This is a genomic window from Streptomyces sp. NPDC050535 (assembly GCF_044457665.1).
GTDB lineage: Bacteria > Actinomycetota > Actinomycetes > Streptomycetales > Streptomycetaceae > Streptomyces.
In genome coordinates this window covers 12,697-35,472 of sequence record NZ_JBITHE010000031.1, presented here as the reverse complement: position 1 = coordinate 35,472, position 22,776 = coordinate 12,697, and the positions used below count along the sequence as shown (strand labels likewise).

General features: G+C 69.7%; 22 protein-coding genes. 15 read left to right on the top strand and 7 right to left on the bottom strand.

The window, feature by feature from the left end:
* Positions 1-29: 29 nt before the first annotated feature.
* The gene (locus ACIBLC_RS38115; RefSeq protein ID WP_399216059.1) at positions 30-377 is read left to right on the top strand and encodes a hypothetical protein; all 348 of its coding nucleotides are present in this window, start codon (positions 30-32) and stop codon (positions 375-377) included.
* Positions 378-495: 118 nt separating this feature from the next.
* Positions 496-1,194, top strand: coding sequence for a hypothetical protein (locus tag ACIBLC_RS38110; protein WP_399216058.1), 699 nt, complete (start codon positions 496-498; stop codon positions 1,192-1,194).
* 207 nt (positions 1,195-1,401) lie between these two features.
* On the opposite strand, the gene ACIBLC_RS38105 is transcribed toward ACIBLC_RS38110, so the two are convergent.
* Positions 1,402-1,938 carry a hypothetical protein gene (locus tag ACIBLC_RS38105; protein WP_399216057.1) on the bottom strand — a complete coding sequence of 179 codons (537 nt, stop codon included), beginning with the start codon at positions 1,936-1,938 and terminating at the stop codon, positions 1,402-1,404.
* Positions 1,939-2,331: 393 nt separating this feature from the next.
* Between ACIBLC_RS38105 and ACIBLC_RS38100 the strand changes: the two genes are divergently transcribed.
* A complete protein-coding gene (locus tag ACIBLC_RS38100; RefSeq protein ID WP_399216056.1) occupies positions 2,332-3,246 on the top strand; it encodes a replication-relaxation family protein in 915 nt (304 codons plus the stop codon).
* Entirely contained in the window at positions 3,231-3,527 is a 297-nt protein-coding gene (locus ACIBLC_RS38095; RefSeq protein WP_399216055.1) for a transposase, read from the top strand. The genes ACIBLC_RS38100 and ACIBLC_RS38095 overlap by 16 nt, the downstream gene beginning before the upstream one ends.
* 105 nt (positions 3,528-3,632) lie before the next feature.
* Here ACIBLC_RS38095 and ACIBLC_RS38090 read toward each other — a convergent pair whose 3' ends face one another.
* The 6 genes from ACIBLC_RS38090 to ACIBLC_RS38065 form a co-directional block, all read right to left on the bottom strand.
* On the bottom strand, positions 3,633-4,004 hold the full coding sequence (locus ACIBLC_RS38090) for a hypothetical protein (protein WP_399216054.1): 372 nt from the start codon (positions 4,002-4,004) through the stop codon (positions 3,633-3,635).
* Between the two features lie 234 nt (positions 4,005-4,238).
* Positions 4,239-4,877 carry an HAD-IA family hydrolase gene (locus ACIBLC_RS38085; protein ID WP_399216053.1) on the bottom strand — a complete coding sequence of 213 codons (639 nt, stop codon included), beginning with the start codon at positions 4,875-4,877 and terminating at the stop codon, positions 4,239-4,241.
* Positions 4,878-5,411: 534 nt separating this feature from the next.
* Positions 5,412-5,957 (bottom strand): SMI1/KNR4 family protein, encoded by a 546-nt coding sequence (locus tag ACIBLC_RS38080; RefSeq protein ID WP_399216052.1) that lies wholly within the window; start codon positions 5,955-5,957, stop codon positions 5,412-5,414.
* Positions 5,958-6,050: 93 nt separating this feature from the next.
* Positions 6,051-6,188, bottom strand: coding sequence for a hypothetical protein (locus tag ACIBLC_RS38075; protein WP_399216051.1), 138 nt, complete (start codon positions 6,186-6,188; stop codon positions 6,051-6,053).
* A 48-nt stretch (positions 6,189-6,236) separates the two neighbouring features.
* Positions 6,237-6,506 (bottom strand): hypothetical protein, encoded by a 270-nt coding sequence (locus ACIBLC_RS38070; RefSeq protein WP_399216050.1) that lies wholly within the window; start codon positions 6,504-6,506, stop codon positions 6,237-6,239.
* Between the two features lie 105 nt (positions 6,507-6,611).
* Entirely contained in the window at positions 6,612-8,012 is a 1,401-nt protein-coding gene (locus tag ACIBLC_RS38065) for a hypothetical protein (RefSeq protein WP_399216049.1), read from the bottom strand.
* A 1,020-nt stretch (positions 8,013-9,032) separates the two neighbouring features.
* On the opposite strand from ACIBLC_RS38065, the gene ACIBLC_RS38060 reads away from it, so the two are divergent.
* From ACIBLC_RS38060 to ACIBLC_RS38010, 11 genes are all read left to right on the top strand, one after another.
* Positions 9,033-9,968 carry a conjugal transfer protein gene (locus ACIBLC_RS38060; RefSeq protein WP_399216048.1) on the top strand — a complete coding sequence of 312 codons (936 nt, stop codon included), beginning with the start codon at positions 9,033-9,035 and terminating at the stop codon, positions 9,966-9,968.
* Entirely contained in the window at positions 9,965-10,303 is a 339-nt protein-coding gene (locus tag ACIBLC_RS38055) for a hypothetical protein (RefSeq protein ID WP_399216046.1), read from the top strand. Before ACIBLC_RS38060 ends, ACIBLC_RS38055 begins: the two co-directional genes overlap by 4 nt.
* On the top strand, positions 10,300-10,842 hold the full coding sequence (locus ACIBLC_RS38050) for a hypothetical protein (RefSeq protein WP_399216045.1): 543 nt from the start codon (positions 10,300-10,302) through the stop codon (positions 10,840-10,842). Before ACIBLC_RS38055 ends, ACIBLC_RS38050 begins: the two co-directional genes overlap by 4 nt.
* Entirely contained in the window at positions 10,839-13,526 is a 2,688-nt protein-coding gene (locus tag ACIBLC_RS38045; protein WP_399216044.1) for an ATP-binding protein, read from the top strand. The genes ACIBLC_RS38050 and ACIBLC_RS38045 overlap by 4 nt, the downstream gene beginning before the upstream one ends.
* Complete coding sequence (locus tag ACIBLC_RS38040) at positions 13,523-13,879, top strand: hypothetical protein (protein ID WP_399216043.1); 357 nt, start codon at positions 13,523-13,525, stop codon at positions 13,877-13,879. The genes ACIBLC_RS38045 and ACIBLC_RS38040 overlap by 4 nt, the downstream gene beginning before the upstream one ends.
* 1 nt (position 13,880) lies before the next feature.
* Positions 13,881-16,565, top strand: a complete 2,685-nt coding sequence (locus ACIBLC_RS38035; protein ID WP_399216042.1) for a hypothetical protein — start codon at positions 13,881-13,883, stop codon at positions 16,563-16,565.
* A 35-nt stretch (positions 16,566-16,600) separates the two neighbouring features.
* Positions 16,601-17,710 carry a C40 family peptidase gene (locus ACIBLC_RS38030; protein ID WP_399216041.1) on the top strand — a complete coding sequence of 370 codons (1,110 nt, stop codon included), beginning with the start codon at positions 16,601-16,603 and terminating at the stop codon, positions 17,708-17,710.
* A 236-nt stretch (positions 17,711-17,946) separates the two neighbouring features.
* Complete coding sequence (locus ACIBLC_RS38025) at positions 17,947-18,354, top strand: hypothetical protein (RefSeq protein WP_399216040.1); 408 nt, start codon at positions 17,947-17,949, stop codon at positions 18,352-18,354.
* Positions 18,330-20,954 carry an ATP/GTP-binding protein gene (locus tag ACIBLC_RS38020; RefSeq protein ID WP_399216039.1) on the top strand — a complete coding sequence of 875 codons (2,625 nt, stop codon included), beginning with the start codon at positions 18,330-18,332 and terminating at the stop codon, positions 20,952-20,954. Before ACIBLC_RS38025 ends, ACIBLC_RS38020 begins: the two co-directional genes overlap by 25 nt.
* 342 nt (positions 20,955-21,296) lie before the next feature.
* Complete coding sequence (locus ACIBLC_RS38015) at positions 21,297-21,908, top strand: hypothetical protein (RefSeq protein ID WP_399216038.1); 612 nt, start codon at positions 21,297-21,299, stop codon at positions 21,906-21,908.
* Positions 21,866-22,762 carry an ATP/GTP-binding protein gene (locus tag ACIBLC_RS38010; RefSeq protein ID WP_399216037.1) on the top strand — a complete coding sequence of 299 codons (897 nt, stop codon included), beginning with the start codon at positions 21,866-21,868 and terminating at the stop codon, positions 22,760-22,762. Before ACIBLC_RS38015 ends, ACIBLC_RS38010 begins: the two co-directional genes overlap by 43 nt.
* The last annotated feature ends 14 nt before the right edge of the window (positions 22,763-22,776 follow it).

Genomic DNA, 22,776 nt, shown 5'->3' with positions numbered 1-22,776 from the left:
CACTACTCAACTTCGGAAGGCACACTGTCATGGTGACAACGACCACCCAGCGACTCCTCGAACTCGCCGCGGCCACACTGGCCAGTCGCGACGAGACTCTGTTGCTGCGGCTCTTGGAAGAGGCGAACGAGCTGTATCAGCAGGGCTTTGAAAGCGTGCGCGGGGCCGTTGCGAATCGTGTCGCCGGAGTGTCGCCCGAGGTCCTGGTGGCGACGGTGAGCGCGGCCGGCTTGCCGTGTGACGCTTCGCAGGACCGAGATGAGCTGGTCTTGCTGCTCGCCTTGTCCGAGTGGGAGATGACTCCGGCGGCCATGGCCTATTCGGAGATGGCTGAGGATGCCGCGCGACGCGGTGTGTGTCTGATTCCAGAGGGGTGAGGTCTACTGCCCGGGAAAACCTGGGCAGCGTGGTAGACCACCATCACAACCTTCTGCCATTATGGGAGTAGCGCGCCGGGCAGGCTGGCTCGCCTGCCGACGGACGGACGGTTCCGCCATGACCTCACGACGCAAGCCTCGCCTGGCTGACGCCGCTGAGATCGCGGACCAGCAGGGTCTGACGTCGGCGCGGATCAGCGGCCTTTACAACAAGCGCGCCGAGAACGGCTTCCCGGAGATCGCCGACATGCGCCGGCGCGCCCGCCTGTGGGACCACGCCGCGGTCACCAAGTGGTTCGCCCAGCGAAAGCTGGCGAGGATCACCGACCACACGCCGCCCTCCCGAGACCCCGGGGACCTCCTGAACGCCGCGGACGCCTCGAGATTCCTCGGCTACAAGAACATCAGCCAGGTCAACAACTTCCTGCGCGACCACCCCGGGTACTTCCCCGCCCCGGACGTCGTCGAGGAGATGGGCTCCCCCGATCGTCCGTACCGCCGTAAGTTGTGGCGGGCGCAGACCCTTCTCGACTGGCAGGAGAGCCGGCCCGGCAGCGGGCAGCACATCGGCTCCACGCGGAAGGCGCCGGCGCTGCCTGATGTTCCTGTCGACGGCAATCCCGAAGAGCTTCTGGGCGCGTCCCAGGCCGCGGCGCTGCTCGGCTACAAGAGCGTCGGCTCCTTCTCCAGCAGCCTTGCCCAGGGCAATCTCCCCCTGCTGCAGACTCCGGACGCCCTCACTGAAAAGGGCGGCCGCCGACGGTGGACACGCAAGCGGATCCTCGAGCAGGCCACCCAGCGCAAGTCCAGAAAGTAGGACCTGGCGGTGTGGCCCTGTCTCACCGCCTCTTGAACGCGGCTCCCGGTTACGGGTCGTTGGTCCCTTGCGGACCGGGTGCCGCAACGATGGCCGGCATGGCGTGGCTCGCCACCACGCCCCGCAGCAGCATCTGCTGCTGCGGACCGGCCATCGCGTCCAGCCTGCCGAGCGCCCCGGCACTACCGGCACGAAGCTTCTGGTGACTCAGGTATCGGTTCCCAACGCTCGCCGTGCGGCGACCTGGAACGCGACCTCCAGGGGCTTCTTAGCCTCGAACCCGGCCATGAACTGCCGGTCGTGCTCCGCGAGACTCCCAGTACCCTGCCGGATCGCAGCCCGGATCCAGGTGCCAGTCGCCAACTCCCACAGCCTCAGAGCTTCTCGCAGATCCTCAGCGGCCGCAGCCACCGTGTGCGGGCCTGCCATCGTGACCGCCGCTGACGCGGCACTGAACTGAGTCCAGGCGTCGTGCACTCTGCAGCGGGCACTCTCCCACTCTTCGACAGCGCCTTCGCCATGAAGCAGATCGGATGCCTTCCAGACGGCATTGGAGAATTGCTTCGCGCAGGTGACGAAGCCTGTATAGGTCTCGCGGCGAAGATCAGCGAGCCAGCGCTTCTCCTCCGCGCGATGCTGAGCTTCGAGACTCCGGAGCTGCGTGCCGAGGGTGAGCAGTCCGCCGCCTACACCACCGACAGCACCGATCGCTGCACCAAGTATCGCTGCGACGCTAGCGTCCACTCGGCGCGCCTCTCTCGTTGGCTTCTCTACGTCCTACCCCATCGCGTCCCCGCCCAGGCGGACGGTCATTTCAGAACCTGGCCTGGGATCAAACACACCTCACAGAGCGAGCCCTTCCGTCAACGGCGCGGCCCGTGGTCGGGTCCGCAACGGCGATCACCCTCCGCGGATCAAGAGACGTTTCATGTTCGTGACCGTGGTCGGGGCATCGTGGTCGGGGATCGGGTCGGGGGTCACTGATTCTCTCGTCAGCATCAGGTCCGACGGATTGCTCACAGCCGTGCGGGCCGCACCTCACGGGACCTCGGGGCGCGCTCCTCGTCGGTTCGCTCACCACTGCGGCCGGGAGCACTGCACGCTCCGCGGCAGCGACACGCCTCGAAAGGACGCTGCATGAACCACCCAGCACAGGACACGCCTGCCACGCGCAGGCCGTCGAGCTCAGAGCCTCTGCGCCACCAGGCGCTGGCCGCGCTTGCTCAACATCGCATCGCCACGTCCGACCACTTGCACCAGATGCTGTGCCCACTGAGCACGCGACAGGTCATATCCCGGGTCTTGAGCAAGCTGCGCGCCGACGGTTTCATCGACTGGACGAAGCCGCCGAGGCCAGGCAGGTCTCATACCAAGGCCTGGTACCTCACCCCGCACGGTGCCCGCGTGACCCGGGACCTGCCCGTCCTACGGGGCCGGCATGCCTACCCCATCACCTCGGAAACGGCTGCGTCGCTGAAGACCTCGCACACGCTCGCAGTCGTGCGCGCACACCTGGCCTTCGCAGCGGATGCCCGGCGGCTGGGACATGAGCACGGCCCCTGGGACTGGACTCCGGAGGTCTCGCACGTGATCGGTGACGGTGAGCGGATCGTGGCCGACGCGCTCATGTACTACACCGCGGTCGACGGTGAGGAGCGCCGCAAGTTGCGTGCCTTCGTTGAGGTCGACCGTACGACCATGAGCAGTGAGCGGCTGGCCGTGAAGCTCATCGAGTACGCCCGTCTGTTCCGGTACGAGGCACAATCGGTCGGCCGTCGCCGACAGGCACCCCCTGCCGGGCCGTCGTGGCTGCGCTGGTACCCGGTCTTTCCACGTGTGCTGTTCGTGCTGACCGGGGCCTCTCGAGCGAGACTGAACGACCGGGTGAGCGATCTGCAGGCGATGGTCACGCAGCATCCGCTCGTCGCAGCCTTTTCCCGCGAAGTACCCCTGGGAGCAGCCGTGTTGGAGGATGCCGAGGAGCACGGACCTACTGCGGCCGTGTGGGTGCCGTTGGGTGGTGGCGCGGCACGAGCGTGGACGGAATTGTGAGGGCGTCGCGAGCCGGACCGCTTGCCAAGAAGGGCAGATCGGGACATCGCATCGGGAAGCGGCCGTGGCTGACAGTCTTCCGCTTCCCGACCTACACTCCGGATCTCAACCCGGCCGAGGGCGTGTGGGCCCACCTGAAGAAGAGCCTGGGCAATCTGGCCCCCTGCAGTATCGATGGCCTGGCCGGGCTGGCCCGCACTCGCCTCAAACGGATGCAGTACCGGCCCGACCTGCTCGATGGGTTCATCGCCGAGACGGGGCTGATCACGACGCCACCATGATGTCTGTCCCGTTTCGGTAGAGGCGAACTGGGACGAGACCCTGACGGACAGCGGTTCACCCTGAGCGAGACACGGTGCGGCCCGGCGTCGCAGCCAATCTGAGGTCTATGAGCCGTGCGCTGCCTCGCGCTCGGCAGCGAACTCATCGAGCAACTCAAACAGGACCTTGATCGCACGCTCCTCGTCTTCATCCGAGAGGTTCCACATGTTGTCCCAGCCGTTTGGAAGGGCGATGTGAAGGACCTTGCCGGGCCAGAAATGTTGGCAGTCTCGGCCACGGCGGGTGACAAGCCATTCGTGCCAGCCAGCGAGTCCGTGGCCGCCGTGGCGGCTGGCGTGCTGGTCGTAGCCGATCAGGAAAGCGGTCATCATGTGGAAGGAGGTCTTGCCTACGAACATGCCGGGTCGATCGCCAACGCGGGCGAAGTACTCACGTTCGCTCATCTTCGACACCCGGTTTGCATGATCGTCGGCCATGAGCAAGAGCTTAGTGCCCCAGCCCGTCCGGCTGGAGGTGTCGCTGGTGCGACTGAGACGAATAGCCAGCTGGTCCCGACATACCAAGTCCGGCTCACCTTCAGCGAGAACCGTCAACGTCACCCCGAACCGAAAAGCTCAGTAGCACCCGAGCCCGTGCCGAACACGCAGAAGCGGGCTGATCAACCGCTCCACCGCCTGTCCGGCAACCGCTGAAGGCCGGCCAGGCCGACGTCATCCGAGCGGGACAGGCCCTGCAACCCGGGGACCAGCGTTCAGATGAGCTGCGATGCGCGTAATCGTCCGGGCGTTGTCCTCGAACAGATGCGCCTGCATGCCCGCCGCCTGGGCAGCCGCAACATTGACTGGGAAATCGTCGATGAACAGACAGCTCTCCGGCCGCACCTCCAGGCTGGCACGTACGGCCTCGAAGGCACGCGGGTCCGGCTTCTCGATGCCGATCTCGTGCGAGTACACGATCTGCTCGACCAGTTCGTCGAAGTGGTACAGCGCCGTCTCCCGCTCCCGGGCGCCAACGAAGCTGTTGCTCAGGATGCCCAGCCTGCAGCTTCCTCGCAGCCCTTGCACATAAGCGATGAGTTCCTCGTTCGGCTTTCCCAGGTATTCCGCCCAGAGATCAGCCATGAAGCCTTCAACCTGGGGCGCGTCGAGCCCCAAGCGTGCTGCCACCTGCTCGAATACCTCTCGTTCACTGATGCTCCCGACGCTCCCGGCTTGCCACACGTCGCGCAGCCGCTCATGCACAGTGCCGAGGGGCAACTCCAGCCGCTCTTCCCAGCGCTGCACCGACCCCGTTTCCGGCGTGATCTCCAGCACGCCACCGATATCGAGAATGACGCAGGTCGCCGTCACTCGAACTCCCCTCTTCGTCCTGCCCAGCTGGCGAGCGCACACCGCTCGCTCGTGTGATCTACGGAGACACTGTCGCCCTTCCCTCTGGGGCAAGGTCAAGCGATCTTGAAACCTTGTGGCAGCCCTGTTGCGAGCCGCCGACACGACTCGGCTGCATCGGCAGGTGCCTTCAGAACTCGTGACGAACCGCTGTCTGTAAGCACCTGTTTGGGCACCACCGGACGGACGCCCTCGGGGACCAGCGGGGTACGGAGTTGATCTGGCTCCACGGCAGCCGGGGTGGGGGTGTCGTGCCCCCGCGTGCTTCTGCGGGCAGCTCATGGTGCGGGCGGAGTAGCGCTCCTGGAGGACGCGTTCCCGAGGTAGGTGACAAAGGAGTCCGCTACCTCTGTGCCGTGGTGCTCCTGCACCCACCGGGCTGCGGCAGCCAGCTGTGGAACGTCACGTAATTCCCCAGCAGCAGCGTCAACTTCCCCACGCATGCGTTCGAGCCGGTTGCCCGCCATCGGGCATCGGGCTCGGTGCGGGCTGTGGTCAGTCCCACCAGCCGTCGCCAGCGTGCCAGCGCCGCACCCATTCCAGGAAGCCGAAGACCTCCGGCCTCTGATACGGGTAGGCGCCGACTTCAGCGACCACCCAGACCTTGCCTCGCTGGGGACCGGTCACGACCAGGACCCAGTAGGAGGGGCCGTCCTCGGTGCCCAGCACGATGGAGCCGTGGTTGAAGACGTCGGCGACGCGCTCGTGATGGTCGTCGGCGAGGGGTTCGCCTTCCCAGGACCAGGCCTCCTGGAGCGGGAACGGGGCGGCGGGACTCCGCTCCCTGTCGTACGGCCAGTCCGGTGGGAGCCAGCCCAAAGGGAGGAGGCCGCCATCTTCCGGCGGTCCGAGGGACGAGCCGTTGGTGATCTCGGTGATCAGACTCCGGTACGGCTCAGGAAGCACGACCCCGTGCTCGGATTCCCACGCCGAGACACCGTCGTATCCCAGCGCCGGCTCGCGCCACTCCGTCTCGAAGGCGGAACGCAGGAACTCCAGGGCGTCCTCGGCAGGGCGCTGATCAGATGATGTGGTTGTCACGACGGCATGCTTGCAGAAGGGACTGACAGGGCCGCTTACGGGACCATCGGGTTCGAACGTCTGGGCGGGGAAGTTGACCCTGCCGCTGAGGCATTACGTGAGCGTCGACACCAGCTGGCGGCGAAACGCGACGGCGGTCTCCAGGCTGCTCCGTGTCGCCCGGTCGTCCTCATCTGTGGCGATGACTTGGACCTCCGCGAGGGAGCCGAGGTCCTCCCAGACGTCGATCATCCGCTCAGCGGAGAATCCGGGCCAGGGCGGGTGTGCTGCTGTCCGGTCTCAGTGACGGTGGCGAACGGTTTGCTCAACATGGCGAGCCTGCGGGCCAGCGCCCTCGTCCTCGGCGGGCGCCGCGTGCTGAGCCGCCACCTCCCCCAGCACCGCGTACAGCGCCTGGGCGCGCTGGCTGCGCGGGCCGAAAGACTGCCGGCTGGTGGTGAGGAGCAGATGCCAGTGTGCGCCGGTCATCCGCATCCGGCTGGCCGCCTTGAGCGCGCTCAGCAGACGCCGGTTCTCCCGCGCAGCCAGCGACCCTCGTGCGGGCGACACCAGAAGGGCGGCTCCGCCCGACTCGGCCTGCTGCTGGCGGGCGGGCGTACGAAATCCCAGACCGGTGGATACCGTTCACCGGGCCGGCAGTAGGTGATCGCCGGGTCACAGGGGCCTCTCTAACTTGGTGGACGTGAGGATCCGGCGGACCTCAGTCAGGACTGCGGCGCGATCGTCCTGCCCGTAGGCCATGAAGTCTCCCGTTGCCGAATCGAAGATCCGTACCTCTTGGTCTGCGCCTGGTCCGATGCAGACCAGGGCTCGTTCCACGTGGGGAAGTCCGAGGCTGAGTGCGTCGCACAGCTGGCGCCGAACGAGGGCCACAAGGTCGATGGTGACGCGCTCGAAGTCGCCGACCGCCGGCCACTTGTCGCCGCCCCCCAGTTCGTGGGTGAGCGTCGCCAGGGGCACGATGCAGCCAGGCCGACGCCCCTGCGTGAGGAGGGCGTGGATCCGGGCGCCGTCAGGCTGCTTCACCTTCGGGTGAAGAAGAGTGTCGGCGGCCACGGCGGTGGTGTTGATCTCCTGCGCGCCGTCGTCGGGGTAGTACGGCTCGTGAGCGAAGAGCAGGAAGACGTCTGTGTTGCGGGTTGTGTCGTCTCGTTGGGACACGAGGAAGCTTCCCTTCGGGTGTGGATCGTCGTGTGCGGGGTGCGACCCCCGCTCGGTCGATGGGGTGGGGGCGGGCGGGTATGGACCGAGCGGTCGCGCGGCTCCGCGCTGTCGTGGGGCAGCCTGGTCGGTCAGGCGCGTGTGGGCTGAGGTCACCTGGTCGGCGAGTTGGACCATGAGCCGTTCGCGGGCAATGAGTCCTGCCGACGCAGTGCGGGTGTCCTGGTGTTGCAGCAGTCCGGCCGCATCCCACAGCACGTGCTGACCGATCTCGGCCGGCCGGCGAAGTTCGTAGCGGTCGGTGCGGGTCGCAGCCCCGGTGAGGACGGTCTGCACCGTAGTCAGGCGCTGGAGGTAGCGGACTGCTGCGTCGCCATGGACGGTGCGCACGTGCTGCCGGGCACAGGCGTCCAGGTGCCCGGGAACGCAAGCGGCCAGCATCGGTGCCAGCAGCATGACCGGCAAGGTCATGTCCCACGGGGCGCCGTGGACGATGACGACAAGGCCGGCGGCGAGGCTGGTGAGCGCGACGGCGAGGGTCCAGGGTCGCAGTGACCCCGGAGCGCTGGGGTGCAGGGCAACGCGGCGGGCGGGGCGCCGGGTCAGCCAGCGCACGGCCAGACGCTGTATGCGGGTCGTTGCGGGGGCGAGGACGCCGATGTGATGGGGGAGGTCGGGGAGCGTGCCGTCGTACGGGACGGTCCATGCGAGCCAGCCCCACCGCCCGCGCTCGTAGACGAGCTCGGGCTGGCAGTCGGGCGAACAGGCGCCGTCCCGTCGATGGCCGGTGCGCAGCGCCCGGGAGCGTTCCGTCTCCCATGGGCCCAGGGCGTCGAGGAAGGGCCGCGGGGGCGTTCCGAGCGAGGCTGGGCGCAAGTTGAGCGTGTCCGTCACGGTGTCGTCCTTCTGGTGGGCTGGTCAGGCGGTGGCGCACGTGGTGCAACGGCCGTCGCTGGCGGGGTGGGTGCGTCTGCGGGTGGGGCCCGGGCAGGTGCGGCAGAGCGGCCAGCCGAGGCAGGCCCGGCAGAGGTCATCGCCGGGCGCGGTGGTGGGGCCGGCGCACTCGGTGAGAGCCCGGTAGGTCAGCACCTCGGTCACCGTGCGGCCGCGGTTGCCGTCGCACGGACTTCCTGCGCGTGAGACGGGAGCCAGGCGTGTAGTCGTGCTTGGAGGCCGTGGAGGGCGGTGAGTAGGCCTGGGCCGCGCGGAGCCGCGCGGCGACGATCGCACCGACAGAGTTGCGGACCGAGGGCGGCAGGGGCCGGTCGGTGATGACGTGGCGGTCGGTCGGCGTGCGGTCTCCCGTGCGGAGGCGTGGGTGCGGTTCATGCAGTCAGCACACTCGGGAGACCCGACCAGATCGGCGTCCACGAGACCCGACCATCGGTCACGATCCGGCAACTCCGAGCTGTCGACCGTGGTCGGGTTCATGGTCGGGTCGCTGCAGCTTCAGGAGTTGCGCAGTGGCCTTGCGCACTCTGCTTCTTATGCACTGCGCAGCGTCGACGGGCACGTTGGGGACGCTGCGCAACGGGGCGCAAAGCGCGTGCAGGGGACAGCCCCAACTTGTGCTATTCGGGTCCCTCTGCTGAGAACCTCACCGAGCGTGCGCTGTCCCCTATTGCGCAGTGGGCGCGGCTTCCTCCGGTGCTGCGCCGTGTGTCCGCGCTGGGGGGCGTTTCAGGCCGGGATCTCGGGCGACGTCACTCCCTGGGATTTCGCCGTCCGGAGGTTCGGGATGTGGTCGGGTCTGTGGTCGCCCCTTCGGCGGATTCCAGACCCGACCACAGACCCGACCATGGGATTCGTGTCCCCTTCGTGACCGTGGTCGGGGTCTGGTGGTCGGTGGTCTGGTCGGGGCCGGCCGGTTGTCTCAAGGTCAGCAATCACCCTTTCTGACCTGGGAGTTCGACCATGTCTGTTGCCAAGCAGGCCCCGGGCGGCGCCGCTGCTCCGATGGCTGCGGGCGCGAACCTGGAGGCGATGCGGCGGCGCGTGCGGCTGTCACGCCTCGCGGTCTGGACGGTCATCGCAGCCGGACCGGTCGCCCTGGCCGTCGCACTCGCCTCCACCCCGACCACGGTCGCGGCAGCGGCAGCGGCACCAGCCACCCCCACCGCAGTGCGCACTGCTGCGGCCGCGGCCGACCCGGCGGGCTATGCGCAACTGTTCCTCGCCACCTGGTTGCGCACTACCGCGGACGACGCCACGAGTGCGCAGGCACGGCTTGCGCAGGCGCTGGCGCCGGACGTCGACCTGCCCGACCCGGCGCCCGGTGCGCAGGCGAAGCCGGCATCCGTCACGGCGGTGCGCAGTGCGCAGCGCGGGGGCGGCACGTGGTCGGTGACAGTTGCTGCGCAGTCCGCGGACGGCTCGGTGCGCTACTACGCAGTGCCGGTGGCAATGGACCGTACGGGCGCGGCATTTACCGTCACCGGCCCGCCTTCGGTGGTGCCCGGGCCCGGTCGGGCCGAGGCTGCGGCGTCGCCGTATGGCGTGACGGTCCCGGACGGCGACCTGTCGTCCGCTGTCGGGGAGTTCCTCGGGGCCTACCTGACGGGCAGCGGCGAGGTGGGCCGGTACTTGGCGCCCGGCGTTGCTCTGACCGCAGTCGCTCCGGCCCCGTACACGGGGGTCACCGTGGGGCAGGTCCTGGCGGTGGACAAGGCGGCGGCCGCCGAGGAGGTGCCGGGCGACGGCACCCGGATCCGGATCGCCACGCGAGTGGAGGCGTGGGACGCGGCGGGACGGTGGCCGTTGGCGTACGAGCTCGTGATGCGGGCGCGCTCGGGCCGGTGGGAAGTCGCCGCTCTGGAGTCGGGGGCCGCACGGGCCGGAGGTGAGCGGTGAACACGGTGCACAGCGTGCTGCTCGCCGGTGAGCTGAACGACCTCGGCAACTCGTGGATCAACATGTTCCAGGAGTGGGCGACCAAGGGCCTGCAGACGGGTCTCCTCTGCCTCGTCGTCGTGATCATGATTCAGAAGTTCAGCCTCAAGGCCGGGATCGGCGCCCTGATGCTCATGATCATCGCGCTCGGGTTGTACAACTCGCGCGAGGACCTGGCGAGCATGTTCGAGGACGAGGTGAACAACCCGTCGAAGAGCGCCCCCGCGGTCCCCGGCATCGTCGAGCGTGTCAGCTCTGTCGGGCACACGGCCGCTGGATCGCGAGGGACGCTGTGAGCGCGGTCGAGGGACGGGTGGGCCGGTTCTACACCTCCGCGCGCCGTCACCCGTGGGTGCTCGGGAAGGTCGCCGACTGGAAGATCCCGCTCGGGCCCTACACCCCGGCGCAGATCGCAGTCGCGGTCGGCGGCTGCTTCCTCCTGATCAAGACCATCAGCTGGTGGTCTTGGATGGGCCCTCTACCGATCGCGGCCTGGCTGCTGACCATCTGGATGGTCCGCCGGCCGAAGATCAGAGGCCGCGCGCCGTTGCAGGCGGCCCTGGGATGGCTGCTTCTGGGCTGGCAGCCCCGCGGAGGCCGGATCGGCGGCCGGGCTGCACGCGACCGCTCCGCCCGCCCCGTCCTCGGCGGCTTCACCATCGAGGACGCACTCCCCCACTCGCCGACGAGGCGGCCTGCACCTGCGGGCCGCAGGCCCAGCCGACGTGCACCGCGCCGCCGTGCCGCCGCGGCCCGGCCAACAGCCCCTCCGGGGCCGGTCTCTGGCGTGCAGCAGCTGCTCGCCCTCGCCGAGCGGAACGGAGTCACGCTGTGAGGATCCCGGTCCGCCACATCGCCGGTCACCTGGTCTGGTCGACGCACGGCAGCGTGTGGGCCCTGTACCGGCTGCACCCCGGCCCGGATGTCGACGGGCGGCGCGAGGAGACCGTTCAGGGCACCCACGTACCTGCCGCGGTCCGCGACGAACAGTTGTCGAAGATCACCCACCTGGTGCGGTCCCTGTCCGGAGCGCCGCGTCTGTACGGACTGTGCGCGCAGGTCGATCCCGGCGAGGTGGCGCTGCGCATGCTCGACGGTGTCGAGCCCGACGGCGAGGTGGACGGGCCGCATCCGTGGGCGGAGAACGTCGAAGCGACCCTGGACCTGCTGGACGGGCAGGAGATGCACCGCCGCACGCTGTGGCTGGCCGTCCCGTTGAAGACCGAGACGGCTGGCCTTCAGGTGTCAGCGTCCTGGGGCGCGATGTGGGCCGAGCTTGGCCCGCTGCTGGGCATCCGGCCCGCGCCGGTCGCCCGTCGTGAGGTCAACGCGTACCGCGAGCAGGCCTCCCAGGTGGAGGCGGCGCTCGCCGGCGGCATTGCCTTCCGTCCGGCCCGCCCGGCCGAGGTCGTGTGGATGATCCAGCACGCCCTGCACCGAGGGATGCCGGAGCCATTGCTCACGGACACGGAACGCAGCGACCTCTACGGCAGCCGGCTGCGCGATGGAGTGCTGCACTCCCCCAGCTACGCCGATCTCGGACAGGTGCGGCTCCAGGAAGGCGGCATCGATCCGGCGGTCGACGACGTCGACGATCTGAAGGGCGAGGGTCAGCTCACCCGCTCGGGGCGGAGCGCCTGGTGGCGGTTGAACTCCGGTTCCCCGCTGCGGCGGCGTTGGCTCCAGGTCGAGTCCGACACCGGCACCGGCTACCAGGCGCAATTGGCGCTCGCCGAGTGCCCGCCCACCGTGGGCCAGGCGGCCGCGGACCTGTTCGCGCAGCTGGAGCTGCTGGACTTCCCTGTCGACTACACGGTGGACCTCACGCTCGTGCCGGCGGAGAAGGCGCGGGATCAGGTGCGGCACAAGAAGAACGAGCTCATCGACCAGGCCGACCAGTACGACGCCCGCCCCACCGGCATGCCCGCGTCCCTCAACGACGCGGCCCGCGACCTGGGTGAACTGGACGCCAGGCTGTCGCGGACGTCGGTCGAGGTCGAGGTGCAGTCCGTGACCGTCCTGACCGTGTGGGGGCCGACCGCCGGAGTCTGCGACGCCCGGGCCCGGGCGCTGACCGCGCTGCTCGGCGGCGCCGACTACCGGGCCGTGCGTCCGGCCGGCCTCCAGGAAGCCCTGTTCACCATGGGCCTTCCGGCTACCGCGCGGCCGGGTGTGGTGCGGGAGTTCACCCAGCACCAGGTCTCCGAGGACTGGGCCCTGTCCGGGGCGTTCACCACGGCGGAGCTCGGCGACCCCAGCGGAATGTTCCTGGGTATCGACCTGGACTGCGGCACCACCCGCCCGGTGATGATCAACGTGGCGGATGCGCCGAAGCAGGACGCCTCCGCGTCGATGGGGATCGTCGGGGACCTCGGGGCGGGCAAGAGCGTCCTGGAGAAGCTGATTGCGGAGGCGGTGTGGGCGCGGGGCGGCTGCGCGATCTGCATCGACCGCACTCCGGTCCGCGAGTGGGCGACGTTCGCGCGCAGTGCCGCCAAGGGCCGCGTGCAGATCATCGACGCCGCGCAGGCGGAGGTGTCCATCGACCCGCTGCGCATGTTCTCAGGCCCCGAGGGACGCCACTATGCCCTGTCCTATCTCACCCTGCAGCTCGGCATCGGGCCGATGAGTACCAGCGGGGAGGTCCTGCACCACGCCGTGGAACAGGCCGCCGCGAGCGAGGCGCCGTCCATGCGCCGTGTGCTGGAGGTTCTTGAGGAGATGGCCGGGAGGGAGGCGGGCAAGCGGCAGGACGCGGCCGCCACCCTGGCCGGCCTCATCCGCGTCGTGGCTACCAACTCACTGGCGGCGATGGTGTTCGACCCCGACCTGCCGCCGGTCAGGTTGGACGCGTCCAGCAGCTCCGACATGATCGTCATCACCACGAGCGGGCTGAAGCTGCCGCCGAAGGCAGCGTTCGACAAGCCCGAGGTACTCCACCAGCAGCCGCTGGAGGCCTTGATCGGCCGCGCGGTCCTGTATCTGATCGCGGCGATCGCCCGGCAGACCGCGTTCGAGGACCCCGAGCGGTTCACCGCCGTGGTCCTGGACGAGCTGTACTGGCTCACATCGTCCGCCGAAGGCACCGCGCTGGTCCACGAGATCCTCCACGACGGCCGCAAGCACGGCGCCGGGCTCCTCGCCGCATCCCACGACGCGGAGGAACTGGGCCCCGACCGTGGCCTGATGGCCTACCGGGCACTGGCCCGCACCGCAGACCGTGAACGCGCGCGCCGGGGGCTGGAGTTCGTCGGGCTCGACGCCGACGATCCGGAGCTGGTGCGGCTGGTCACGACAGGGCTGTCCCCCGTCGGGCAGCGCGGACGTGAGGGCGAGTTCCTGCTGACCTGCCCCCGGCAGAACACCGGCCGCGTGAAAGCCGTCATCCCCCGCATCGACCGCATCGCCTCGGCGATCACCACCACACCCGGACGCCGCACGAGAACTGCCTCGCTTTCGATGCCTGAGCCGGGGGCCGCCGAGAGCGCGGGAACCCGCTCGAAGGAGTTCGTCCAATGACCTCTTCTTCCTGGGACCGCTCCCGGCGCCTGGCCGCGGCCGCGAGTGTCCTCACTGTGATCGCCGTCGCCCTCGGCGTTCTCGTCCTGGCCGTCGGGGTGGGTGTCCCAGAGGCGTGGTGGCCGCATGCGGGGCAGGCCTTCGCCGCCGACGCCCACCCCACGGACCGGAATCCGTGCGCCCTGGTCGTGGGCCCGGCCAAGGACTACTGCGAACGCGGCACCACGAACTCCGTCTCCGCCGAGCAGCCGGACACTGCCGGTGCGGCGTGGAGGCTGATGCCGGCCGGTGCGGGCCTGGCCGGCCTCGTGGTGTGGCGGCGGCGCAGTGCCGCTGGGCAGAGGCGGCGCTGACATGTGGCGTCCAGACCGCGGCACCCTCCGCTCGGCCGGCTTCGTCGTGCTACTCACCGGCGTGTTCGTCATGGTGAACAGCCAGGTCGTGTATGCGGCGAGCAGCAACAGCGAGACCGGAGACCTCCTCGCCCCGCTCAACATCCCCTCCTCCGAGGGCGTGCCGATCAACGGCTACGAGTTGGGTGCCGAGGGCGGCTCCATCGTCAGCTTCAAGACGCAGTCCCTTGCGTTCGCCCTGTCCGGCCTGTTCGCCGCCATCCGGCTACTGGTGGGATTGGCGGGCTGGGCGATCGAGGTCGCCTTCCGGTTCCCGCTGCTGAAGATCCTCACCGGTCCGGCGCAGAAGGTCTCGGACGCCTACAACGACGTGGTCGTCGACACCCTCGGCCTCAAGGGGCTCTTGCTCGCCTGGGCTTTTGTCTTCGCCGGGTTCATGATCGTGCGCGGCCGGGTGAGCCGTGGTCTGGGCGAGATCTTCCTGACCCTGCTGATTGCTGCGTTCGCCGCGTCCGCGTTCGTCCGCCCCGACTACCTGCTCACCCAGGACGGCCCACTGGGGCAGACCCAGCAGGTGGCCGCCGAGGTGGCCCAGCAGAGCGTCAACTCCTACAACTGGGGCGGCAAGCTCGCCGGCCTGGGCCCGTGCGAGGGCATGGCCGGCAATGCGGAAATCAAGTGCCTTCAGCAGGAGGCCGAAGCCCCCGTCTCCTCGACGGACGTTGCCCGCCCCCTCCAGGACTCGATCACCAACGCGCTGATCGTGAAGCCGTTCATGCTGCTGCAGTACGGACGCATCCTCGACCCCGCCAAGGAGTCCGACAGCAAGGCGTACGCGGTCCATCTGAAGTGGGTTGCCGGTGCCTACAAGGCAGGTGCTGAGGACGGCGACAGCGACGAGAAGGACGATCCCTGCGGTGCGCTCATCGGCCCGGCCAAGGAGTACTGCCAGCGCGACAACGCCGGCACCGGCGGCGACACCGGGCTGCCGGCGTTCACTCCCGGCGGAGAGCTGCTCGATGTCTCCAACGCGCTCGTCAGCGACGAGGACATTGAGTTCGCCGCCTTCCTTGCAGACATGAAGAAGGCCGGACCGGTCGGTGAAGCCAGCGCCGCCTACGCGCAGAAGCCCACCTGGTCGCGGGTCGGCGGCGCCGCCCTACTCCTGATCGCCGCACTGTTCATCTGCGGCATGCTGCTGTCCTCCGCGATCGTCCTGCTCGGCACCCAGGGCATCTGCGCGGCGGCCGCCGCCCTCGGCGGCATCACCTTCATCGCCGCCATGCTGCCCGGGCCAGCACGCCAGTCGGTGTGGAAGTGGCTGTCCCTCTGGGGGATCGCGATCCTCGCACTGGTCGGGATCTGCGCGTTCGTGCCGTTCTTCGGCATCGCCGTGGACGCCACCATCACCAACGGTCCGGACCTGATGGTGGAACGGATCCTGCTCATCGACGTGCTGGCCATCGCGGGCGCTGCCGGGCACCGCCGCCTGCTGACCGGGATCACCTCGTTCGGGCAGCGCATGGCGATGCGGATGCGCTACGCCAAGGTCGGCGGCACCCACCTGCCCGGCGACACCAGCGAGCTCGGCGCGGCGCTCGCCATGAACTTGCCGACGGGAATGAGCGGCTACGGCGGCGGTCTGCGGGCCTTCGCTGCCGGTGGGGTCAGCCGGTTCGGTCTGCTGGGGACCCGGCATCGTCTGATGGGCGCGCTCGCGTCGTTCACTGATGGGGCCGGCATGCCCGTCGACACGGGCGGGCTCCTCGCCGATGCGACCGCGGAAGCCGGGCGGGGTCTTGCTCCGCTCACCGCGGCGGCCGCCATGGGCGGCCTGGGCGCCCGGCTCGGAGCGAAGGGCACCGGCTGGCTGTTGATCGGCAAGCGACCGGACGCTGAGCAGCTCGCCAAGTGGCGCAAGGCGACGGCCGGCGGGGACGGGAACCCGGATCACGGTCCCGCAGGCGGCGGGCCTCTCGGTGGAGGCGGCGTCGGTCCGCGCAGGCCCGGCGGGCCCCCTGACCGGTACCGCAACGAGGACGGGCAGGTCCTCGACGGCACGTCTGGCGGGGTGCTGCACGACCAGAACACGGACCGCACGCTGCTGTCCACCCGCGCCCACAACCGGCTGGTCCGCTTCCGCGGCTACCGCATCCTCAACCGGAGCGGGCGCGCCGCGTACGGGTCGACGATCGGTCTGCCGGCCAACGTGCGCCGGGCCGGGTCGGAGGGTTCCCGGATGAAGCAGGATGCCCGCCAGCAGCGGAAGGTGTGGGGCAACACCGTCCGCGAGGACGTCCGCGCCTGGGGCGACACAGGACGGCATGTTTCCCAGGTCCGAGCCAGCCGCCGCCTGCCGACCGCGACAGCCGCAGCCAGTGTCGGCCGTACGGCTTCGGCTGCCTCTTCTGGTGGTGGCGGCTCCTCGACGGGGAGCGGCACGGCTTCGGCGGCGCCGGGTCCGCAGCCGTCGGCGGGAGGCGGCAACGCCGTGCGGCCGCCGGTGAGCAGCCGGCTTCAGAGGCCGGTTCTTCCCGGGATCGGCAGCGCCCGCAGTGCCACGCGTGACGAGGCGCGCGTGCGGATGCAGGAGCTGCTGCGGCGCACCGCGCCTGAGGCCGAGCGGATTCGCCAGCGGCGGGAGCAGGAGCGGGCCCGTCGCCAGCGCAGGGACGAGGACGAATGAGGCGGGCCGGGCGCCCGATCCGCCGGTGGGGATGTGTGATCGGGCTGCTGATGTTCGCGGCCGTGTGCTGCGCCGCGCCGATATCGGGCGCCATCGGTGCCGTCACCGCGCTGCAGATAGCCGCCGACGATGGCGGAATCGCCGAGGGCGGCAGCGTGGCCGACATCCCGCCGCGCATGCTCACCGCCTACAAGAAGGCCGCTTCGCAGGTGGGCCAGCATGTGCCGAAGTGCCGGGGCATGGCTTGGCCGGTCCTCGCCGGGATCGCGAAGGTCGAGTCCAACCACGCCATCGGCCGCAGCATCGCCGCAGACGGTGACATCCGCCCCAAGATCTACGGAGTTCTCCTCAACGGCTCCGGCGCCGGCGGCAACACCACGACCGTGACGGACACCGACAGCGGGAAGTGGGACGGCACCGCGAACGGCGAACGGGCCGTGGGGCCCTTCCAGTTCCTGCCCTCCACCTGGGAGAAGGTCGGCAAGGACGCGAACGGCGGCGGAACGGCCGACCCGCACAACGCCGACGACGCCGCTCTCGGCGCGGCTATATACCTGTGCGACAACGGCCGCGATCTCGCGCAGCGCTCTCAGCTGAAGGCGGCCATCTTGCAGTACAACCACTCCGACGCCTACGTCGCGAACGTGCTGGGCTGGATCGACCAGTACACCGCTGCCGCCCGTACGCCGGACCTGGGCCATGTGTCCGGGAAGCCCAAGGACGTCGTCGACGCGGTGCTCTCGCAGCGCGGTGTCCCCTACTCGTGGGGCGGCGGCAACGCGAGCGGTGCATCGTTCGGGATCTGCTGCTCCCCGAGCGGAAAGAGCGGCACCGCCATCAAGGGCTTCGACTGCTCCGGACTGACCACCTACGCGTACGCCCACGTCGGCATCCGCCTCCCCCGCACGGCAGCCGCGCAGGCGGGCGTCGGCCGGCGGATCCCCGCGAGTCTGGGCACGGGCGCGCTCAAGGCCGGTGACCTCGTCTTCTACGCCTACGCTCCCGGCCACGATTCGACGATCTATCACGTCGGCATCTACGTCGGCGGCGGCCAGATGGTCAACGCTCCCCGACCGGGGAGCGTCGTACGACTGGACGCGGTCAGCGCCATGTCCGGCTTCGCGGGAGGGGCCCGGCTGCTGTGAGAACGCCCTCTGCCCGCAGCACCGCCCTGCTCCTGGTCGCGAGTCTGATCCTCGCCGTCGCAGGGGCACTCCTGTTGCGTATGCCCCACGAGGACGAGGCATTGCCGCCGACGGGACCGCCCGCACCCGTGGTGTCCCGACCCCAGCTCGGGGCGGTTGAGTCGAGCACGTCGGCGGCCTCTGCCCCGGCAGCGGCAAGACGCGGGAAGCATGCCGTGCCGTCTGGGCCACCCCGCATGTCTGCCCTGCCCCCGCACGGTGAGGGCGTGGCCGGTGACCGGGCCATCCAGCAGTTGCTGGAGGCGGCATGGCCCGCCGACCTGCCTGCCGACGACGAGCGGGATCTGCGGGCCGCAGGTGCCGTGTTGCTGCGCGCGGACGCCACCGGTGTCGGACGGGCGAAGTGGCCGGGCCTCTTCGACAGCACGGAGCAGGTGATCGCTCCGGCGTTCGCCACGGAACGGTTCCGCGTCCAGGCCGTCATCGCCCGCCGTGACGGCCCGGCGGGCCGGGTGGTGGTGCACCTGGTGTGGGCGGGCATCGACCGCGGCGGCACCTACACCGACGGCCGCATCACCGACTGGTACTTCACCCCCACGACGCGAAACGGAGGTCCCGCGTGGATCCCGCAACCCCGTACCTGAACACAGCCGAAACCACGGCGGCCGGACACGTGGTCGGCCTGGTCACCGGCCTGTTCGATGCAGTGGCCTGGCTCTATGACCACTGGTACCTGCTGGCCCTGCTCATCGGTGCCGGGTGGGCGGCCGGCCAGAACGTGGTGCGGCGCCTGGCCGCCAAGGCGTCGGAGGAACGGATGGCCCTGGAGCTGGTTCCCAACAGGCACTTCGAGCCGAGTCTGGAGGAGATCTTCCGCCGCGGCGTGCAACTGTCCCGTGCGTCCACGGCCATGCCCTGGTGGGCCCCTCGCCGCGCCAAGACGGTGCAGATCCGGATGCGAGCGGACGGCTCCAGCCCGCTGCGCTACCGCATCGAGGGGCCCGCGGGCGGTCAACGTCTGCTGTCCATCGACCCGTTCGGTCCGGACGTCACCGTCATCAAGGGCCTGCCGATCACCGACAAGCCCCGCCGGCACACGGTGCGGGCCGAGTTCATCCTGCGCGGGAAGCCCACCGCTCCCCTGCGCGAGGTGCCCCTCGTCCCCGACCCGCTCCAGCCCCTCATCGACGCCGTGGCGGACCTGCGGGGAGACCTCGGCGACCTCGCCGAGATCCGGCTCGACATCCAGCGCGCCCCCAAGTGGGCGTTGAAGGCCAGGCGGCTTCAGCTCATGAGCGCTGCCCGCCGCTCCGAGCACCGGGAGGCACGGCGGGCGGCCCGCTGGCTGCGACAGGACGCCGCCGGCATCGACGACTCGCTCAGCTGGCACCTGCAAGAACTCCTCAGTGGCAAGCCCCGCTCAGGCGGCCCCGGCCGCAGGCTGGTCATGCCCCCGGTCCCGCGCCGCGTCGAGCCGGCCCAGGCGCTGGGCAAGCTCGCCGACGACGACCAGCTCGTTCGCGTGCAACTCCTCGTCCTGTGCGCCTCGAACATCGAAGGGCGGGCCCAGGCCCGCCTCGCCCAACTCCAGGCCGCGTTCGACGTGTTTGGCGGCCGCTCCCGGTGGGCGATGCGCGGATGGCGGCTGGGACCGTGGCGTGTGGGGGCCGACCACTGGCCCACCCGCAAGGGCTTCGAGCGGCGCTGGGACCTCGGCCACTGCCAGCCGCCGCGCGCCAACTGGGTGCGGCTGGAGGAACTGACCGGCCTGCTCAAGCCGCCGACCGTGCACTGCCGCTTGCCCGTGCTGGCCAGTGATCTACCGACGTTCGAGTTCGGAAACCCAGACCTGCTCCTCCAGGGCATCTACCAAGGCCCCGACGGGCGGCGACGGCTGGTCGCGACCTACGCCGAGGAGACCCTGTTCGAGGTCGGGGTGGGCAAGGCGGGTGGCGGCAAGACGGAACGTGCCCTCGCACAGGCGATCGGCTGGGCCCACGCCGGTGGCGGCCTCCTGTTCCTCGACCCGCACCGGGACTCCTGGCCGCGGGCCCTCCCGTTCCTCGCGCACGAACCGCTGATGGAGCGGATCGCGCTGATCGACCTCAACGGCCTGGGGCCGGCGCCCCGGGTGAGTTCGTGGAATCCGCTCGGCATGCAGAACGGACAGTCGGCGCACGAGGTCGTCGAGGCGATCACCGACGCCTACGCCTCCGCACTGGGCTGGGACGACGTGACCGCGCCCCGCGCCATCACCATCCTGACCTCCGCGCTGGCCGTCCTGGTCACCGTCAACGAGGCCGCCTGCCAGGCCGGCCGCGCCCAGGACCAGTCCACGATCTTCCACGTGCGGGCCCTGCTGACCGATGCCGCGTTCCGCCAGGCGGCGCTCCTCGCGGTGGCAGGCCGGCTGGACGAGGAGACGCGCTCCTGGTGGGATGCCGTCTTCCCGACCCTGCCCCCGGACGCTTTCGGCGTGGTCCTCAACCCCATCGCCCGCCTGTCGTCGAACCCCGTCACCCGGGCGTTCCTCGGCCAGCCGGTCGGCGCGTACAACATCCGCACCGCGATGGACTCTCGAATGATCGTGTGGGTGTGCCCGGGCGGCAGCGGGCCCACCGACCGGCTGATCACTGCCCTGCTCGCACGGGACTTGTTGCGCGCGGTGCGATCGCGCCGGGACACCCCGGACGACCAGCGGGTTCCGTTCCGCCCGTACTTCGACGAGCTCATCACGCTGACGGGTGCGGCACCCGAGACCATCGCCGCCATGTTCGAGGACTTCCGCAAGTACCGCTGCCAGGTCCACGGCATGACACAGCTCCTGGCCCGCTTGCCCGCAGCGGTCCGCCTTTCGCTGGTCCAGAACGCATCCACGCTGGCCACCACCGCGGGATCGATCTCCGCGATCGCGCCGATTACCGCGGAATGGGGTGACACTCCCAGCGCCGAGCGGGTCGCCACCATGGAACGTTTCCACCACTACGTCTCTCTGAACGTGCACGGTCATCGCGTGGGTCCGGTACAACTGCGCGGGCCCCACCTCGACACGCTCTTCGCCGACCAGGCCCGCCCCCAGGGGGTTCCCGCCCTGGAGCATGCGGCCCTCCAGAACGCCGCGGCGTTGCCCCTCCGTGTGCTCACCCAGCGGGCCGCCGAGCAGTTCGAGCGCGTCACGGCCTTCCTCGCCGACCAAGCCCCCAGCGACGTTGAGGTCCCCGGGCTACAGAGGCGCTACACGTGACCGGTCTCTGCGGCGAGGAGCCGCCTCCGGCGGCGTGCGTGCCCGGTTGCGGGGTGATGGGTGTGTGGCGGGGCGGGGCCTTCGCGCGGTGGACAAACCGGGCGCCGACCAGTTTGGGCGGCTGGAAATCTACTCACCTACAAATCGACATGGTCAGTCAAGATGCCCCCTTTCCTCCGCTGTTGCACAGGTGAACCGGCCTGTGCAGGTAGGCAGTTGACCTGCCGGTGCGTAGCCTTTCGATCACGGAACCGCACCACCTCCGACCTGCCAAGCAGCGGATGTAGACCACCGTCCGCCGGTCGATTTCGAGGGCGACGCACGCGTCGCACGGGAGACAACGTGACTGCAGCACGAGTACGCCGTCCGGGGATGAGGCACTCCTTCATCCGCGTCCGGAACTGCGCCACCGCTGTCGTGGTGGCTGGCAGTCTGGTGGCTCTTGCCGGGTGCTCGGACAGCGCCGATGAAGCGCCGGCGTCCAAGAGCCCCACCGTCGCGACGTCCGGCTCTGCGTCCTCGCCTGCGCCCACGGCGACGGCCCTGGACGACAAGGCCACGGTGCTCGGCGTCTACAGGGACTCGTGGGACGCGTCGGTCAAGGCCTACGCGAAGGCCTCGTCGGCAGGGACCGGCCTGAGGGAGACCACCACGGCCCGTGCCCTGCTGGTTATCGAGTCCGACCTCAAGGTGCTGCGCGAGGCCGGCCAGATCGCCACAGGGAAGCCGGCGATCCACCCGGAAGACCCCAAGGTCACAGCAGGCGCCATCCCTCGGGCCACGCTCACCGACTGCGTCGACATCACCGCCTGGACGCTGGTCGACAAGACCTCGAAGAAGAGGGTCCGGCTGCCCTCGGGGCGGCTCCTGAGATACGTCAGCATCGCGACACTCGAAAAGTGGGGGACCACGTGGATGGTCACGAAGATGGCTGCGCAGGAGAAGGCCTGCTGACGCGACGCCTGGGAATCCTCGCGGCCGCGCTCGCTCTGGCGATCGCGGGCACCGCAGGGGCAGCACACGCCAGTGATGACGGCCCCGAGGTCGGAGCGGGCTCCTGCCATCTCGTCAAGTTCTGCGTCAGCGCCGGCGCCGGTGACGAGACCGGCGGCGAGGGGCAGGCAGACGGCTCACAGAGCGGCAGTGGGAGCAGGGACAACCATCTGAAATGCGCGTACATCAAGATCGAGCCCAAGCCGCCGGCCGAGCACCCGGCTTGGAAGGACCAGGACCCCGAGAAGTACGACATGTACTTCATGTCCTGCTCGGATGGCGGTCAGAATAATCCTGACGGCTTCATCATCGTCCCGGAGGGCCAGCCTCCTGCGCCCCAGGTGGAGTCCCAGGAGTTGGCCCAGCGCGCGATCGACTCAATGACTCTGCTCGGTCCGGATATCGCCAGCCCTCGAGCGGCGGGGAAGTACACGGTGGGTGTCCCGATGTGGATGTGGGTCAACCAGAGCGCCACCACCTACGGGCCGAACACCGCGTCCGCGACGGCCGGCGGGGTGACCGTCACCGCGACGGCCAAGGTGTCGAAGATCGTGTGGACGATGGGCGACGGCACGTCCGTGACCTGCAACGGTCCCGGAACTCCGTACACGGCGTCTGAGGGCGTGGCCCCGTCGCCGACGTGCGGGCACCTGTACTCCACGACGTCGGCCGGCGCCGGTGGCGGCACGTTCGCGGTGACCGCGACGTCGACGTGGACCATCGACTGGCAGGGCGGCGGAGCGGCCGGCCAGCTCACGGAGGTCCGTCAGAGCAACGTGCAGGCAGCCGTCGGCGAAGTTCAAGTCGTCAGGTAGAGCCGTCGGGAGGA

What these genes read in the sequence shown, in the direction of transcription:
- ACIBLC_RS38035 (WP_399216042.1), top strand. Translation starts at nt 13,881, where the DNA reads ATGTGGCGTCCAGACCGCGGCACCCTCCGCTCGGCCGGCTTCGTCGTG.
- ACIBLC_RS38025 (WP_399216040.1), top strand. Translation starts at nt 17,947, where the DNA reads ATGTCTGCCCTGCCCCCGCACGGTGAGGGCGTGGCCGGTGACCGGGCC.
- ACIBLC_RS38110 (WP_399216058.1), top strand. Translation starts at nt 496, where the DNA reads ATGACCTCACGACGCAAGCCTCGCCTGGCTGACGCCGCTGAGATCGCG.
- ACIBLC_RS38075 (WP_399216051.1), bottom strand. Translation starts at nt 6,188, where the DNA reads ATGATCGACGTCTGGGAGGACCTCGGCTCCCTCGCGGAGGTCCAAGTC.
- ACIBLC_RS38040 (WP_399216043.1), top strand. Translation starts at nt 13,523, where the DNA reads ATGACCTCTTCTTCCTGGGACCGCTCCCGGCGCCTGGCCGCGGCCGCG.
- ACIBLC_RS38115 (WP_399216059.1), top strand. Translation starts at nt 30, where the DNA reads ATGGTGACAACGACCACCCAGCGACTCCTCGAACTCGCCGCGGCCACA.
- ACIBLC_RS38090 (WP_399216054.1), bottom strand. Translation starts at nt 4,004, where the DNA reads ATGGCCGACGATCATGCAAACCGGGTGTCGAAGATGAGCGAACGTGAG.
- ACIBLC_RS38060 (WP_399216048.1), top strand. Translation starts at nt 9,033, where the DNA reads ATGTCTGTTGCCAAGCAGGCCCCGGGCGGCGCCGCTGCTCCGATGGCT.
- ACIBLC_RS38100 (WP_399216056.1), top strand. Translation starts at nt 2,332, where the DNA reads ATGAACCACCCAGCACAGGACACGCCTGCCACGCGCAGGCCGTCGAGC.